Genomic DNA, 13,280 nt, shown 5'->3' on the forward strand with positions numbered 1-13,280 from the left:
CGGCGGGGCTCAGTGGGCGGGCACGATCTCGGCGCGCCAGCCGTCGTAGCGGCCGCCCTCGCTCTCGACGGTCTCGACCACCTGGCGGAGGAAGGCGGTCGTCGCCTCCTCGTCGACGGCCGCGTGGTGGCTCGCGACCAGCACGTGCCGCAGGCGCAGGCGGGAGATCGCGATCTCGTAGCCGGAGGCGACCAGCGCGCGACCGGCGCGGCGGGCGCGGCTCGCGCGGGTGAAGACGGCGAAGTGGTCGACCTCGCGCAGCTCCCAGACCTGGTCGCCGTAGCGCAGCCGGATCTCGAGCTGACGGGCGGCGCGCTCGCGCTGCGCCTCGAGGGCGGAGCCGGTGGTCTCGGCGGGGCGGGCGGAGTCGAGGATCTCGTCGCTCATCGGCCGGTGAACTCCGCCGTCGTGCGGGCGAGGAACGCCTGCAGGCCGATCGCGGCGTCCTCGGAGGAGGCGAGCCGGGCGAGCTCCGCGGGTAGCGCGGCGGCGGCGGCGTCGGGCGAGGCGACCGCGAGGCGCGCGTTGGCGAGGGCCGCCTGCACGGCGAGCGGTGCCTGCGCGGCGATCCGCTCGGCGAGGGCCGCGGCGGCCTCGGCGACCGTGCCGTCGGGCACGACCTGCTGCACGAGTCCGATGCGGTGCGCCTCGGCGGCGTCGAACAGGTCGCCCGTGAGGATCCAGCGCATCGCGTCGCCCCAGCCGGTCGCCCGCGGGAAGCGCAGCGTGGCTCCGCCGAACGGGAGGATGCCGCGCGCGACCTCGATCTGCCCGAAGCTCGTCGACTCCTCGGCCAGCACCACGTCGCTCGCGAGGGCGAGCTCGATGCCGAGGGTGAGGCAGGTGCCCTGCAGGCCGATCACGACGGGCTTGGAGACCGAACGGGTCCGCAGCCCCCACGGGTCGAGTCCGCCCTCGGGCACGAAGTCCAGCCCGCCGGAGGCGAGCCGCGGACCGATGTCGGCCAGGTCGAGGCCGGCGGTGAAGTGGAGGCCCGAGGCCAGGACGACCCCGACGCGCAGGTCGGGATCGCGGTCGAGTTCTCCGTACGCGGCGGCGAGGGCCGACAGCAGGGCGAGATCGGCGGCGTTGCGCTTCTCGGGCCGGTCGAGGACGATCTCGAGCACGTGACCGCGGCGCGCGGCGCGCACGCGTGGGTTCTCGCTCATCGGTCCTCCGCTCGGTCGCGTCCGTCCATCTTGCCCGGTGCACCCGACACTCCCCGGCTCCCGGTCGCGGATTCGGGGTGCTCGCTCAGGCCCCGCGGGCGAGGGCGCCGACGAGGCGGAGGATCGTGGGCAGGTCGTCGACGGCAGCGGCGGGGGAGGAGGGGGCGAAGGAGGTGAGTCCGGCGCCCGCGAGCGGGAACCGCGTTCGCAGCGCCTCGAGGCTCGCCACGAGGCGTCCGGCCGGAACGCCGAACGGGACGGGGTCGAACAGCCCCGCGAGATCGGCCGGATCGAGCACGTCGAGGTCGATGTGCACGTACACCGCGACCGCCCCGGTGGCCTCGACGGCGGCGACGAGCGCCTCCGGATCGAGTTCGTCGGCCGTCAGGCTGCGGGCACCGCGCTCGAGCAGGCCCTCGAGCTCTCCCGGATCGGTCGCCCGCACTCCGGCGAGCACCACGCGGGCGTCGTCGACCCGCTCGTCCGCGCCCGCGCTCAGGAGGCCGACGCCGCGGCCGAGGACGGCCGAGAGGACCATGCCCGAGAAGGCGCCGCTGGGCGAGGTGGCGGGGGTGTTCCCATCCGGATGCGCGTCGAGCCAGACGAGCGCGACCGGGCCGTCGGTCGTGCGGACCGCGTGGCCGACGGCGGCGAACTCGACGCCGCAGTCGCCTCCGATCGTGATCACGGGGCCGGGACGGCCGGCCAGTGCCTCGCGGACGCGCTCCGCGGTCGTCGCGACGGAGGCGTAGCGGCGGATCCCGGTGTCCTGCGCGTCACCCGCCTCGGCGGGGACCTCGACGATGACGGTGGCGGAGGAGGGGAGGTCGCCGCGGATCGCCTCGGCCCCGTCGACGAGGCGCATGGCCCGCGTCGACGCCGAGCCCTGCCACTGCGGGACCACGAGGAAGGACGCCATGCGTCTCAGTCTGGCACGGGGCGGCGCTCGTCCTCAGACCGCGGGCAGCACGCCGAGCGCGGGGTCGGCGCTGGCCGCCGCGGGCGCCTCGGCGGCGGGCGCGTCGGGCCCGTCCAGGTCGACGATCGCCTCGTCGAGAGCGGAGCGCGAGCGCTCGACCGCCCGCCGGGCCTCCTCCAGTGCACCCGCGGGGTCGGCGGCGGCGAGCCGGACCGCGGCGTCGAGCTGCGCGAGCGTCTCCTCCGCGAGGATGCGCGGCGCCGAGGTGATCCGGTCGCCGTGCACGAGCACCAGCAGGCCGACCGCGTCCGCGCCCAGACGGGCGGCCGTGCGGGCGGCCTCGACGAGCAGGAGCTGGCGCTCGGCCTGCGCGTGCGGGTCCCGGTACCCGGCGACGACCGCGTCCAGCGCGGCGTCGGCGTCGAGGAGGAGCGCGAGCACCGCGGCGGGGTCGTGCCCGGTCGACGCCGCGCGCGCCTCGTCGGCGTCGAGCAGGAGCGCCCTGGCGGCGGCTCCGGCGGTCGCGACGTCGGCCGCGGAGGCGACCTGCGCGGTCGTCCGCACGCCGGAGAGGGTGTCGGCCCGGTCGAGGTCGTCCCGCACCGAGCGCTCGAGGCCGCTCAGCTGGGCCTCGGCGCGGGCGAGGAGCGCGGTCATCGCCCCGACGCCGTCGAGAAGGGCCTCGGCGTGCTCCTCCGGGGCGTCGGCGGCGCGGTCCGCGGCCTCGCGCAGCGGGCGCACCTGCCGCTCGGAGGCGAGGCCGGCGAGGACCGAGACGTCGGCACGGGCGCGCTGCAGCCGCTCCGGGAGGGGCGGGGGAGCGGAGGTCACTCCGCGATCGTACGGCCCGCGTGTTACGGACCGTGTCGCCTCCGCTCGACCGTGCTCGCCGGGGTGCGCAGGATGGACGGCATGACCCGCTCGCTCGCCATCGTGGAGGTCGCCCGGACACGGCCCGGACGCGACGAGTACCACGCGTACGTGCAGATCCTGAACGGACGCCTCCTGACCCTCGCCCGCGAGCTGGGCTGGGACGCGCAGCGGTACGCGGCCGAGGACCTCGGCGCCGCCCGGCTGCTCGCCGAGACCGACGGTGCCGACGCGGTCGTGCTGGCCGGCGGCGAGGACATCGCGCCCGAGCGCTACGGAGCCGCCCGCGGCTATCCCGGCGAGGGCCCGCACGCCGAGCGCGCCGACGACGCGCAGATCGCCCTCGTGCACCGCGCTCTCGCCCGCCGCACGCCCCTGCTCGGCATCTGCCGCGGCCTGCAGGTCGTCAACGTCGCCCTCGGCGGCACGCTCGTCCCGGACCTCGGCCCAGACGCCGCGCACGTGAACGCCGCCGCCCCCGCGCACGAGCGGATGCACAGCCACCCGGTGGAGCTCGCCGCGTCCTCGACCCTGGCCGGGCTCTTCGGCGCGGAGGTCCTGGCGGTGCAGAGCGCGCACCACCAGGCAGTCGACCGCCTCGCGCCCGGGCTCGAGATCGTCGCGCGCGCCGACGACGGGGTCGTCGAGGCGATCGAGCACCGTAGCGCCCCGATCGTGGCCGTGCAGTGGCACCCGGAGGATCCGAAGGCCCCCGCGGGCCAGCTCGCGGTGCTCCTCGAGGGCCTCGCACTCGCGACCGCTCAGGGCGCGTTCGCGGCTCCGGCGCTCGCCGCCTGAGCGGCGCGGCGCCTCAGCGGGCCAGCCGCGCCATCCAGGCCTCGATCTCGTCGGCCGAGCGCGGGATGCCGGCCGACAGGTTCTCGACGCCGTCCTCGGTGACCAGCACGTCGTCCTCGATCCGCACGCCGATGCCGCGCAGCTCCTCGGGCACCGTGAGGTCGTCGGGCTGGAAGTACAGGCCGGGCTCGATCGTGAAGACCATGCCGGCCTCGATCACTCCGTCGAGGTACATCTCGCGCCGGGCCTTCGCGCAGTCGTGCACGTCGAGGCCGAGGTGGTGGCTCGTGCCGTGCACCATGTAGCGGCGGTGCTGCTGGTTGTCGGCCTCGAGCGCCTCCTCGGCGCTGACGGGGAGGAGCCCCCACTCCGCCGTGCGGCGGGCGATCACGGCCATGGCGGCGGCGTGCACCTCGCGGAAGCGGATGCCGGGGCGGACGATCGCGAACGCGGCGTCGGCCGCCTCCCGCACCGTCTCGTGCACCCGGCGCTGCGCCTCGGTGTAGACGCCGTCGACCGGGAAGGTGCGGGTGATGTCGGCGGTGTAGTAGCTCTCCTGCTCGACGCCCGCATCCAGAAGGACGAGCTCGCCGGCGCGCACGGGTCCGTCGTTGCGGGTCCAGTGCAGGATGCAGGCGTGCGGACCGGCGGCGGCGATCGTGTCGTAGCCGACCGCGTTGCCGTCGGCGCGGGCGCGGCCGTTGAACACGCCCTCGATCAGGCGCTCGCCGCGCTCGTGGGCGACGATGCGCGGCAGGTCGGCGAGCACGTCCTCGAAGCCCCTGGCGGTCGCGTCGACGGCGGCACGCAGCTCGGCGATCTCGTAGGAGTCCTTCACCAGGCGCAGCTCGCTGAGGTCGCGCTCGAGGGCGGCGTCGGAGTCGTCCGACGTGCGACCGGCGAGGCGCTCGGCGACCAGCGGGTCGGCCTCGCGCAGCACGGCCACGGACACGTCGTCCTGCGCGTCCAGGACCGCGTCCAGCTCGTCGATGCCGCGGGCCTCGAGCCCGAGGTCGGCCGAGACCTGGGCGAGGGAGGGCCGCGGCCCGATCCAGAACTCGCCGATCTCGGGGTTCGCGTAGAACTCGTCGGAGTCGCGGCCGGCGCGCTCGCGGAAGTACAGCACCGCGCTGTGCCCCGACTCGCCGGGCTCGAGCACCAGGACGGCGCCCGGCTCGGAGTCGGCGCCCCAGCCGGTCAGCCAGGTGAAGGCGGAGTGCGCGCGGAACGGGTAGTCGGTGTCGTTCGCCCGCTGCTTGAGCCGGCCCGCGGGGATCACGACGCGCTCGCCGGTGTGCAGCGCCGAGAGGCGCTCGCGCCGGGCGGCGGCGAAGGAGGCCTGCTCGCGCGCGGCGGGCAGCGGCTCGTCCCGCTCGGCCCAGCCGGAGGCGATGAAGTCGCGGAAGCGATCGGAGGCGGGGGTCGTCGAGCGGTTCGCGGTCGCGCGCGGGGTGGGCGCGGCGGCGGGGTCGGGCGTCGGGGTGGTCTGCTCGTCCGTGTTCGTCATGCCCCCATTCTCCTCCTCGTCCGGGGGAGGGGTCAGGACGTCTCCTTGACCAGACCGCGCACCGAGAGCTGGGCGAGGACCGGTCGGTGGTCGCTCCCCGCGTCGTCCCGGTCGTCGACGACGACGTAGCCCGAGACGTCCCAGCGCCCGGAGAAGAGGACGTGGTCGATGGGAGCGCCCAGCGGCGTCGGGAGCGACGCGGGCCAGGTCCCGAGGGCGGCGCCGCGGGCGAGCGACCCGGCGTCGGTGCAGCCGCCGAGGTCCGCCGTGCCGGGCAGGCCGGCCCAGTGGTCGAGGGTCGAGTTGAGATCGCCGACCACGACCACGTCCTCCTCCGTGCTGCAGAGCGCGGCGAGGCGGGAGAGGTCACTGCGCCAGTCGGCCATCAGCGAGGGGATCGGCGGAGCGGCGTGCACGGCGGCGATCACCGGGCGCTCAGGGGTGTCCGGTCGGACGACGAGTGAGGCGAGGGTGCCGGTGGGGGTGCTCTCGGGGTCGACGGAGTAGGCGCCGAGCGACGGCGCGAGCAGCAGCGCCGTGCCGGCCGTGCTCTCGCTCCCCGCCGCGTAGTGCAGGGTCATCGGGCGGCCGGCGGCGCCGAGCGCGGCGGCGATCTCCTGCGCGGGAGCCTCCGACACCTCCACGAGGCTCAGGGCGTCGACCGCGTTCTCGGTCGCGAGTGCGACGACCGTGTCGACGGGCACGGAGTCGAGCGTGTTCCAGGTCAGGATCCGCAGGTCCGCGAGGCGGTGGGCTCGGGGCGGCGAGGAGTCGTCGCCCCGGACGGCCTGCAGACCGGCGAGGACCACCGCGAACGCGACTCCGAGCCCCGCGATCACGAGCGCGAGCCGGCGCACCGGGCGCACCAGCACCGCCACGACGACGAGGACGACGGCCACCGCCACGGCGCCGAGCGCCGTGGCGAGCCGGAACGAGACGAGCTGGGCGAAGGGCGCCTCGCGAGCGAGACCGAAGAACCCCGGCGCGGTCGCCACGAGCAGGACGATCGCCACCGCCGCGGCCACCGCGGTCTTCACCAGTCTCGTCCCCATCCCGGTCAGGGTAGGGCATCCTCCCGGCCTCGGGCGCAGGACGCGCGTCTACGATGGGGGGCATGCATGTCGCGGGAGGCGGGTTCGACCTCCACACCCACTCCCTCGTCTCCGACGGCACGGAACCGCCCGAGGTGCTCGTGCGCGCGGCGGCCGACGCGGGCCTGGCCGGAGTGGCTCTCACCGATCACGACTCCACCGGCGGCTGGGCCGCCGCGATCGACGCGGCCCGCGACTGCGGCATCGAGCTGGTCCCGGGCATGGAGCTCTCGTCGCGCGTCGGCTGGGCGAGCGTGCACGTGCTCGCGTACCTCGTCGATCCGGAGGATCCGGGTCTCGTCGCCGAGACCGCGCGCATCCGCTCGGAGCGGAGGCACCGCGCCGAGGCGATCGTGACCGCGATCTCGGCCGACTACGACCTCACCTGGGACGACGTCCTCGCGCAGACCCGCCCCGGATCCACGATCGGACGCCCGCACATCGCCGACGCCCTCGTCGCCCGCGGCCTCGCCACCGACCGCTCGGCGGCCTTCGCCGGGATCCTCGACTGGCGGGGCGGCTACTACCGCCCGCACTACGCCCCCGACCCGGTCGACGCGGTCCGCCTCGTCCGCGCCGCGGGCGGCGTGCCGGTGATCGCGCACCCGGCGACCAGCACCCGCGGCATCGTCGTCGAGTCGATGCTGCCGGACCTCGTCGACGCCGGGCTGTTCGGCCTCGAGGTCGAGCACCGCGAGAACACGGCGGGCGGCCGGACGCGACTGCGCGAACTCGCCGAGCGCTACGGCCTGGTCACGACCGGGTCGAGCGATTACCACGGCACGGGCAAGCCGAACCGGCTCGGAGAGAACACGACGCCGCGCGCGACGGTCGACGCGATCCGCGCCTCCGCTCGGGGCTGACGCCGACGCTCACCCCGGAGTGAACGCACGAGCCCCCTCGCGCGATCGCTCGCGGAGGGGGCTCGTGAAGGAGTGCGTCAGACCTGCGCGTCGGGGCGCGGGCTGCGGCGGCGCTGGCGCGTCCGGCGGCGCGGCTCGCTGTTGCCGTCGTGGTGCTCCTTGCTCTCGCTCGAGGGCGCCTGGCCGGTCTGCGGTGCGGCGGCCTCGGACTGCTCGCCTGCGCCGCGGGTGCGGCGACGGGGCTCGCGGCCCTCGCGCGGCTCGCGCGGCTCGCGCTGACGGGTGCTGCGCTCGGGCTGCGCGTCGGCCTTCGCCTCGGCGGGGATCGGCGTCGGCTTCAGCCGGCCCTTCGTGCCCACGGGGATGTCGAGGTCGGTGTAGAGGTGCGGCGACGAGGAGTACGTCTCGACCGGGTCGGGCTGGCCGAACTCGAGCGCACGGTTGATGAGGGCCCACTTGTGCAGGTCCTCCCAGTCGACGAACGTGACGGCGATGCCGGTCTTGCCCGCGCGGCCGGTGCGGCCGACGCGGTGCAGGTAGGTCTGGTCGTCGTCCGGGATCGTGTGGTTGATCACGTGGGTGACGTCGTTCACGTCGATGCCGCGGGCGGCGACGTCGGTGGCGATCAGGATGTCCTTCTTGCCGGCCTTGAACGCCGCCATCGCCCGCTCGCGCTGCTCCTGGTTGAGATCGCCGTGCACGGCGGCGGCGTTGAAGCCGCGGTCGTTCAGCTCCTCGACGATGCGGGCCGCGGCGCGCTTGGTGCGGGTGAAGATGACGGTCTTGCCGCGTCCCTCCGACTGCAGGATGCGCGCGATGACCTCGTCCTTGTCGAGCGAGTGCGCCCGGTAGACGATGTGCTTGATGTTGGCCTGCGTGATGCCCTCGTCGGGATCGGTCGCGCGGATGTGGATCGGCTTGTTCATGAAGCGGCGCGCGAGCGCGACGATCGCGCCGGGCATCGTCGCCGAGAACAGCATGGTGTGGCGGGTCTGCGGCGTCTGCGCGAACAGCTTCTCGATGTCCGAGAGGAAGCCCAGGTCGAGCATCTTGTCGGCCTCGTCGAGGACCATCACCTGGACGTTCGCGAGCGACAGCAGTCGCTGACCGGCGAGATCGAGGAGGCGACCCGGGGTCCCGACGACGATCTGCGCGCCGGCCTTGAGCTGCTCGATCTGGCCCTCGTACGCCTTGCCGCCGTAGATCGAGACGATCTTGGTGGGGCGGTTCGAGGCGGCGAGCTCGATGTCCTCGGTCACCTGGACGGCCAGCTCGCGCGTCGGGACGACGATGAGCGCCTTGACGCCCGGCTCCGGGTCGGTGCCCAGCGCCTGGATGAGGGGGAGGCCGAAGCCGAAGGTCTTGCCGGTGCCGGTTTTGGCCTGGCCGATGATGTCCTGCTTCTGCAGGGCCAGGGGGATCGTCTGCTCCTGGATGGGGAACGGCTCGAGGATGCCCTTGGAGGCGAGTGCGGCGACGATGTCGTCGTCGATGTTGAGATCGGAGAAAGTCACGGGAGTGAAGCGCCTGTCGTGTCGAACGGTCTACGCCCCTGTACGACTCCGGGCGCAGGGTCACCGATCCAGCGCCGGTGACATCCCGGCGAGTCTACCGCCACGCTCTCTCCGCGGCCCCGAAGGCGGCGGCGGGGCGCACCGCCCGCGCTCTAAGCTGGGCGAATGGCAGCCTGGTTCCGACGCCGACGTCCCTCCGGAGAGGCCCCGCGTCTGACCCCGCGGGGCGAGTCCGCCAAGCGCGACCGCGTCGACCTGGCGGATCTGACCCCCGAGGTGCTGCCCTACCTCGGGCAGGTCGCCTACCTGCAGCTCGCGATCTTCGAGGCGCTCGCCCGAGCCGTCGCCGACACCGACGACCTCGCCGACAAGGAGGCGATCTCGGCCGCGGCCGGCACCGCGCTCTCGAAGCACCACGCGGTGGTCGCCGAGCTCCGCCGGCGCGAGGTGGAGCCGGGCGAGGCGATGGCGCCGTTCCGCCCCGCGATCGACACGTTCGAGCGGCTGACCCGCGGAGCGGACCTGCACGAGACGCTCCTCTCGGCCTACATCACGGCCGGGCTGCTCGACGACTTCTTCATCCGCCTGACCGGGGGGCTCCCGAACGACGTGGGCCCGCGGATCGCCCAGACGCTGGGCGCGGACACCGGCATCGACGGGCTGATCACCATCCTGCGCCGCGAGATCGCCGCCGACGAGCGCCTCGGCTCGCGCCTGGCGGTCTGGGGCCGCCGCCTGGTGGGAGACACCCTGCTCGTCGCGCGCTCGGCGCTGATGGGGTCGGGCAACCCCGACTCGGACGAGTCGCGCATCGAGCCGGTGTTCACCGAGCTGATCGCCTCGCACACCCGGCGGATGGACGCGCTCGGGCTGACCGCCTGAGCCGCCGGCGTCACTCCGCCGAGAAGCCGGGCACGTCGGCGAGCGTCGCGATCGTGCGCTGCCGCCCCCACTCGACGTGCGCGTGAGCCACGGAGGAGGCGAGGCCCGCGTCCCCCGCGGCGACCGCCTCCGCCAGACGCACGTGCTCCTCGTGGCGCACGCGCGGCTCCGCCTGGATGTTCGCGATGTTGAGGCGGTTGCTCCGCTCGTCCAGCGGCCCCATGGTCGAGATCAGCAGCCGGTTGCCGGCGATCGCCTCAATCGCGCCGTGGATGCGGCCGCTCTCGGAGTGGAACCGCGCGAGGTCTCCGTCGGCGAGGGCCGTGCTCGCGTCCGTGACGACGGCGACGAGCGCTGTGGCATCGGCACCGCGGGACACCGCTTCGGCGGCCTTCCGCGCCACGAGGGGCTCGAGCGCCGAGCGGATGTCGTAGAGCTCGTCGACGTCGCGTCGCGTGACGATCGTCACGACGGCGGTGCTCCGAGGCCGCACGGTGACAAGGCCGGCCAGCTCGAGCCAGGGGAGGGCCTCGCGGATCGGGACGCGCGAGACGGCCAGCTCGGCGGCGAGATCGCGCTCCCGGATCGGCTCCCCGGCGGGGAGCCTGCCGTCGAGGATCCTGCGGCGCAGCTCCTCGTAGACGGTCTGCGACATCGTCTTCGCCGGGCTCTTCTCGACCATGGCGCCTCCTCGGGTCTACCTGTGCGGGTGGGGCCAGGGTAGCGGGCGTCGCGATCGCCAGCCGTAACAGCGATTTCACGCGGCCGAAACACGCGGGTGGGAGCGCGACCGTACCGTTAGCGAGGTGCTTCGGTATACCGAGCGCCTCCCTGACTCCGTTCGAAAGGATCCGCCCATGAGCACCGTCACGAACCCTCCGCACTCGACGACGATGGGGGACCGCATCGAGGCCGCCTACTCGCGCATCGGAGTCACGAGCGCGCACGTCGGCATCGTCGCGATGATCCTGTTCGGCGTGTTCTTCGACGCGATCGAGCAGAACACGGTCGGAGTCGCCGGGCCGGTGCTTGCCGCGGACTGGGGCCTGGCCGGGGCGCAGCTCGGTCTGCTCAACACCGCGACGTTCACCGCCGTGGCGCTCGGCCGCGTGCTCGCGGGAGTCGTGATGGACCGGGTCGGCCGGCGGACCCTCCTGGGCGCGAACCTGATGGTCTTCGCGGTCGGCAGCCTGCTCTGCGCCCTCGCGCCGAGCTACGAGATCCTCGTCGCGGCGCGCTTCCTCGTGGGCCTCGGGCTCGGCGGCGAGATCGCGACCGCCGTGATCATGCTCGCGGAGTTCTTCTCGGCCAAGCACCGCGGGACGGCAGTCGGTCTCATCAACGTCGCGGCGGCCGGGCTGGGCAACATGCTCGCCCCGCTGTTCGGAGTCATCGTCTTCACGGTGTTCACGGGCGACGACCGCTGGCGCTGGCTCTTCGGCCTCTTGGTGATCCCCGCCCTCGCCGTCGTGGTCTACCGCCGAGCGCTGCCCGAGACGCCCCGCTACCTCGCGGCCCGCGGACGCGTCGCCGAGGCGAACACGGTCGTCAACCGTCTGGCCCAGGGGCGGCTGCACCGGCCGCTGAACGAGGAGATCGACTACCTCGGTGCTGCCGAGACCGCAACGACCGCGGCCGTGGCGACTCCGCGCTGGACCGAGCTCTTCGGCCGGCGCCACCGCCGCACGACGATCGCCCTCGGAGTGGCGGTGTGCATGTCGTACGCCGCGCAGATCTCGATGCTCACGCTCATCCCGCTGATCCTCACGTCCCGCGGCTTCGACATCACCAGTGCGCTCTGGTATACCCTCGTCATGCAGTCGGGCTCCCTGGTCGGAGCGCTCGTGGCCGCTCTCGCCGCCCGCCGCCTGCCCCGCAAGCTCACGCTCACGGTCGCCGCGATCCTCGGAGTCGGGGCGGGACTGGGCTTCGGCTTCCTCGGCACGACCGTCGCCCTCGTGCTGATGTTCGGCTTCCTCTTCAACTTCTCGGTGATCGTGCTCAACACCACCATCTGGCTGTTCGCCCCGGAGCAGTACCCGACGCGGATCCGCGGGCTCGGCACCTCCGTCATCCTCGCGCTCGGGTCGCTCTCGGGAGGCCTGTTCCCGCTCCTGGCGGGAGCGGTGCTGGACGCCTCCGGGGTCGGCGGCATGTTCGCCCTGCTCGCGGGCCTCTTCGCGATCTGCGCGATCGCCGTGCAGTTCCCCCGCGAGACGGTCGGCCGCCCGATGGCGGAGGACTGAACCGTGCGCACCCTCGTCGTGCTGAACCCGAACACCTCCGCGACCACCACGCGGCTGCTCGTGGGCATCGCCCGGGATGCGGTGCGGGGCCTGGACGTCCGGATCGCGGGGGAGACGGCGGCGAGGGGACCGCGGATCATCACCGATCCGGTCGCGCTCGCGGCCGCGGCGGGCGAGGTCGTGGCGGCGGCCCGGCGCTCGGTTCTGTCGCACGCACCCGACGCCCTCGTCGTGGCAGCGTTCGGCGATCCTGGTGCGGAGGGGGCGGCCCGCGCGACGGGGCTCCCGGTGATCGGGATCGGCGCCGCTGCGGTGCGCGCGGCGGGGCTCGGCGGCCGTCGGTTCGCGATCGCGACGACGACGGCCCGGCTCGAGACGACGCTCCGTTCCTTGGTCGTCTCGGCGGGGCGGTCGGAGGACTACGTCGGGTGCTTCCTGACGGAGACGGCGGCGGAGGAGCTCGAGGACCCCGAGCGCCTGCTCATCGAGCTCCGCGGCGCCGTGCTGCGCGCCGAGGCGGCCGGCGCGGAGGCGGTGATCATCGGCGGAGGACCGCTGAGTGCGGCGGCGCAGGTGCTCGTCGCGGAGTTCACCGGTCGGCTGCCGATCGTCGAGCCGATCCGGGCCGCCGTGGCGGAGGCGCTGCTCGCGACGGAGGTCGCGGCGCCGGTCTGACCCCCCCACGGACCACGAACGGCGCGGGAGTCCAGGACTCCAGCGCCGTTCGTTCGTGTCGTGGTCCGCCTAGGGGGTGGCGCGCCCAGCCAGCATCGCCTCGAGCGAGGCGTCGTCGCGGCGGGCGCGCGATCGGCCCAGCACGAGGTCGACGACGATCACGGCGACCGCGGTGAGCGCCAGGACGAGGACCCAGATCAGGCCGCCGTCCCAGGGCAGCCCCGCCCAGGTCAGCGCGACCCAGAGCACCGCGGCGACGACTCCGCCGACCGCGGGCACGAGCACCGAGCCGTGCAGGTGGCGGTGCGGCAGCGAGTACCGGGCGGCGAGGCCCAGCAGGACCCCGCCGATGCCGATGAAGAGGAGCTCCACGTCGTGCTCGGGAAGGGCTTAAGCGACGAAGCCGACGCGGCGCGACTCTTCCGAGCCGAGCTCGACGAACGCGATGGTGTCGGTGGGGACGATGTAGATCTTGCCCTTCTCGTCGCGCAGGCGCAGGACCTTCGCACCGGCCTCGAGAGCGGTGGTGACCGTCTTCTCGACCTCGGTCGCGGACATCGAGGACTCGAAGTTGAGCTCTCGCGGGGTGTTGACGATTCCGATACGGATTTCCACCAGCAGTTGCCTTTCGGGAGGAGGGACGTGGCTGTCACGATACGGCACCGTGCCGAGGCCCCGACGCGGGTTTCGCGCTGAGCGGACCGGGGGCGCGAGCTGCCGCGCCGCGGGCGCCGGGCAGTGTCGGC

Annotated in this window: 15 protein-coding genes; 5 read left to right on the forward strand and 10 right to left on the reverse strand. The window is 74.1% G+C overall.

What is annotated here, in order from left to right; all coding sequences use genetic code 11:
- Positions 1-9: 9 nt before the first annotated feature.
- The 4 genes from LRG51_RS16935 to LRG51_RS16950 form a co-directional block, all read right to left on the reverse strand.
- Positions 10-387 (reverse strand): ribonuclease E inhibitor RraB, encoded by a 378-nt coding sequence (locus LRG51_RS16935; protein ID WP_230673868.1) that lies wholly within the window; start codon positions 385-387, stop codon positions 10-12.
- The gene (locus LRG51_RS16940) at positions 384-1,169 is read right to left on the reverse strand and encodes a crotonase/enoyl-CoA hydratase family protein (protein WP_230673872.1); all 786 of its coding nucleotides are present in this window, start codon (positions 1,167-1,169) and stop codon (positions 384-386) included. Before LRG51_RS16940 ends, LRG51_RS16935 begins: the two co-directional genes overlap by 4 nt.
- 85 nt (positions 1,170-1,254) lie before the next feature.
- Complete coding sequence (locus LRG51_RS16945; RefSeq protein ID WP_230673874.1) at positions 1,255-2,088, reverse strand: arginase family protein; 834 nt, start codon at positions 2,086-2,088, stop codon at positions 1,255-1,257.
- Between the two features lie 33 nt (positions 2,089-2,121).
- Positions 2,122-2,919: a hypothetical protein gene (locus LRG51_RS16950; protein ID WP_230673877.1), complete on the reverse strand. Its 798-nt coding sequence runs from the start codon at positions 2,917-2,919 to the stop codon at positions 2,122-2,124.
- An 81-nt stretch (positions 2,920-3,000) separates the two neighbouring features.
- Here LRG51_RS16950 and LRG51_RS16955 point away from each other — a divergent pair, with 81 nt between their 5' ends.
- Positions 3,001-3,756 (forward strand): gamma-glutamyl-gamma-aminobutyrate hydrolase family protein, encoded by a 756-nt coding sequence (locus LRG51_RS16955; RefSeq protein WP_107575933.1) that lies wholly within the window; start codon positions 3,001-3,003, stop codon positions 3,754-3,756.
- 13 nt (positions 3,757-3,769) lie between these two features.
- On the opposite strand, the gene LRG51_RS16960 is transcribed toward LRG51_RS16955, so the two are convergent.
- Both LRG51_RS16960 and LRG51_RS16965 read right to left on the reverse strand, forming a co-directional pair.
- A complete protein-coding gene (locus LRG51_RS16960) occupies positions 3,770-5,263 on the reverse strand; it encodes an aminopeptidase P family protein (protein ID WP_230673880.1) in 1,494 nt (497 codons plus the stop codon).
- Positions 5,264-5,295: 32 nt separating this feature from the next.
- Positions 5,296-6,315, reverse strand: coding sequence for an endonuclease/exonuclease/phosphatase family protein (locus LRG51_RS16965; protein WP_230673883.1), 1,020 nt, complete (start codon positions 6,313-6,315; stop codon positions 5,296-5,298).
- 62 nt (positions 6,316-6,377) lie between these two features.
- On the opposite strand from LRG51_RS16965, the gene LRG51_RS16970 reads away from it, so the two are divergent.
- Positions 6,378-7,217, forward strand: coding sequence for a PHP domain-containing protein (locus LRG51_RS16970; protein WP_230673886.1), 840 nt, complete (start codon positions 6,378-6,380; stop codon positions 7,215-7,217).
- Positions 7,218-7,294: 77 nt separating this feature from the next.
- Here the strand turns inward: LRG51_RS16970 and LRG51_RS16975 are convergent, their stop codons facing one another.
- A complete protein-coding gene (locus LRG51_RS16975; protein ID WP_055793674.1) occupies positions 7,295-8,731 on the reverse strand; it encodes a DEAD/DEAH box helicase in 1,437 nt (478 codons plus the stop codon).
- Positions 8,732-8,896: 165 nt separating this feature from the next.
- Here LRG51_RS16975 and LRG51_RS16980 point away from each other — a divergent pair, with 165 nt between their 5' ends.
- Positions 8,897-9,613, forward strand: coding sequence for a ferritin-like fold-containing protein (locus LRG51_RS16980; protein WP_055793671.1), 717 nt, complete (start codon positions 8,897-8,899; stop codon positions 9,611-9,613).
- A 10-nt stretch (positions 9,614-9,623) separates the two neighbouring features.
- Here LRG51_RS16980 and LRG51_RS16985 read toward each other — a convergent pair whose 3' ends face one another.
- Positions 9,624-10,295, reverse strand: coding sequence for a GntR family transcriptional regulator (locus LRG51_RS16985; RefSeq protein WP_055793669.1), 672 nt, complete (start codon positions 10,293-10,295; stop codon positions 9,624-9,626).
- Between the two features lie 175 nt (positions 10,296-10,470).
- On the opposite strand from LRG51_RS16985, the gene LRG51_RS16990 reads away from it, so the two are divergent.
- A complete protein-coding gene (locus tag LRG51_RS16990) occupies positions 10,471-11,859 on the forward strand; it encodes an MFS transporter (RefSeq protein ID WP_230673889.1) in 1,389 nt (462 codons plus the stop codon).
- Positions 11,860-11,862: 3 nt separating this feature from the next.
- Positions 11,863-12,534, forward strand: coding sequence for an aspartate/glutamate racemase family protein (locus LRG51_RS16995; RefSeq protein ID WP_055793665.1), 672 nt, complete (start codon positions 11,863-11,865; stop codon positions 12,532-12,534).
- A gap of 69 nt (positions 12,535-12,603) precedes the next feature.
- On the opposite strand, the gene LRG51_RS17000 is transcribed toward LRG51_RS16995, so the two are convergent.
- Both LRG51_RS17000 and LRG51_RS17005 read right to left on the reverse strand, forming a co-directional pair.
- On the reverse strand, positions 12,604-12,906 hold the full coding sequence (locus tag LRG51_RS17000) for a hypothetical protein (protein WP_055793663.1): 303 nt from the start codon (positions 12,904-12,906) through the stop codon (positions 12,604-12,606).
- A gap of 18 nt (positions 12,907-12,924) precedes the next feature.
- Positions 12,925-13,149, reverse strand: coding sequence for a DUF3107 domain-containing protein (locus LRG51_RS17005; RefSeq protein ID WP_055793661.1), 225 nt, complete (start codon positions 13,147-13,149; stop codon positions 12,925-12,927).
- Positions 13,150-13,280: the final 131 nt, after the last annotated feature.

This window comes from Rathayibacter sp. Leaf248 (genome assembly GCF_920939495.1).
In the GTDB taxonomy this organism is placed as follows: domain Bacteria; phylum Actinomycetota; class Actinomycetes; order Actinomycetales; family Microbacteriaceae; genus Rathayibacter; species Rathayibacter caricis.

Coding starts and splice junctions, on each gene's coding strand:
- LRG51_RS16935 (WP_230673868.1), bottom strand. CDS start 387: ATGAGCGACGAGATCCTCGACTCCGCCCGCCCCGCCGAGACCACCGGC.
- LRG51_RS16940 (WP_230673872.1), bottom strand. CDS start 1,169: ATGAGCGAGAACCCACGCGTGCGCGCCGCGCGCCGCGGTCACGTGCTC.
- LRG51_RS16945 (WP_230673874.1), bottom strand. CDS start 2,088: ATGGCGTCCTTCCTCGTGGTCCCGCAGTGGCAGGGCTCGGCGTCGACG.
- LRG51_RS16955 (WP_107575933.1), top strand. CDS start 3,001: ATGACCCGCTCGCTCGCCATCGTGGAGGTCGCCCGGACACGGCCCGGA.
- LRG51_RS16960 (WP_230673880.1), bottom strand. CDS start 5,263: ATGACGAACACGGACGAGCAGACCACCCCGACGCCCGACCCCGCCGCC.
- LRG51_RS16965 (WP_230673883.1), bottom strand. CDS start 6,315: ATGGGGACGAGACTGGTGAAGACCGCGGTGGCCGCGGCGGTGGCGATC.
- LRG51_RS16970 (WP_230673886.1), top strand. CDS start 6,378: ATGCATGTCGCGGGAGGCGGGTTCGACCTCCACACCCACTCCCTCGTC.
- LRG51_RS16980 (WP_055793671.1), top strand. CDS start 8,897: ATGGCAGCCTGGTTCCGACGCCGACGTCCCTCCGGAGAGGCCCCGCGT.
- LRG51_RS16985 (WP_055793669.1), bottom strand. CDS start 10,295: ATGGTCGAGAAGAGCCCGGCGAAGACGATGTCGCAGACCGTCTACGAG.
- LRG51_RS16990 (WP_230673889.1), top strand. CDS start 10,471: ATGAGCACCGTCACGAACCCTCCGCACTCGACGACGATGGGGGACCGC.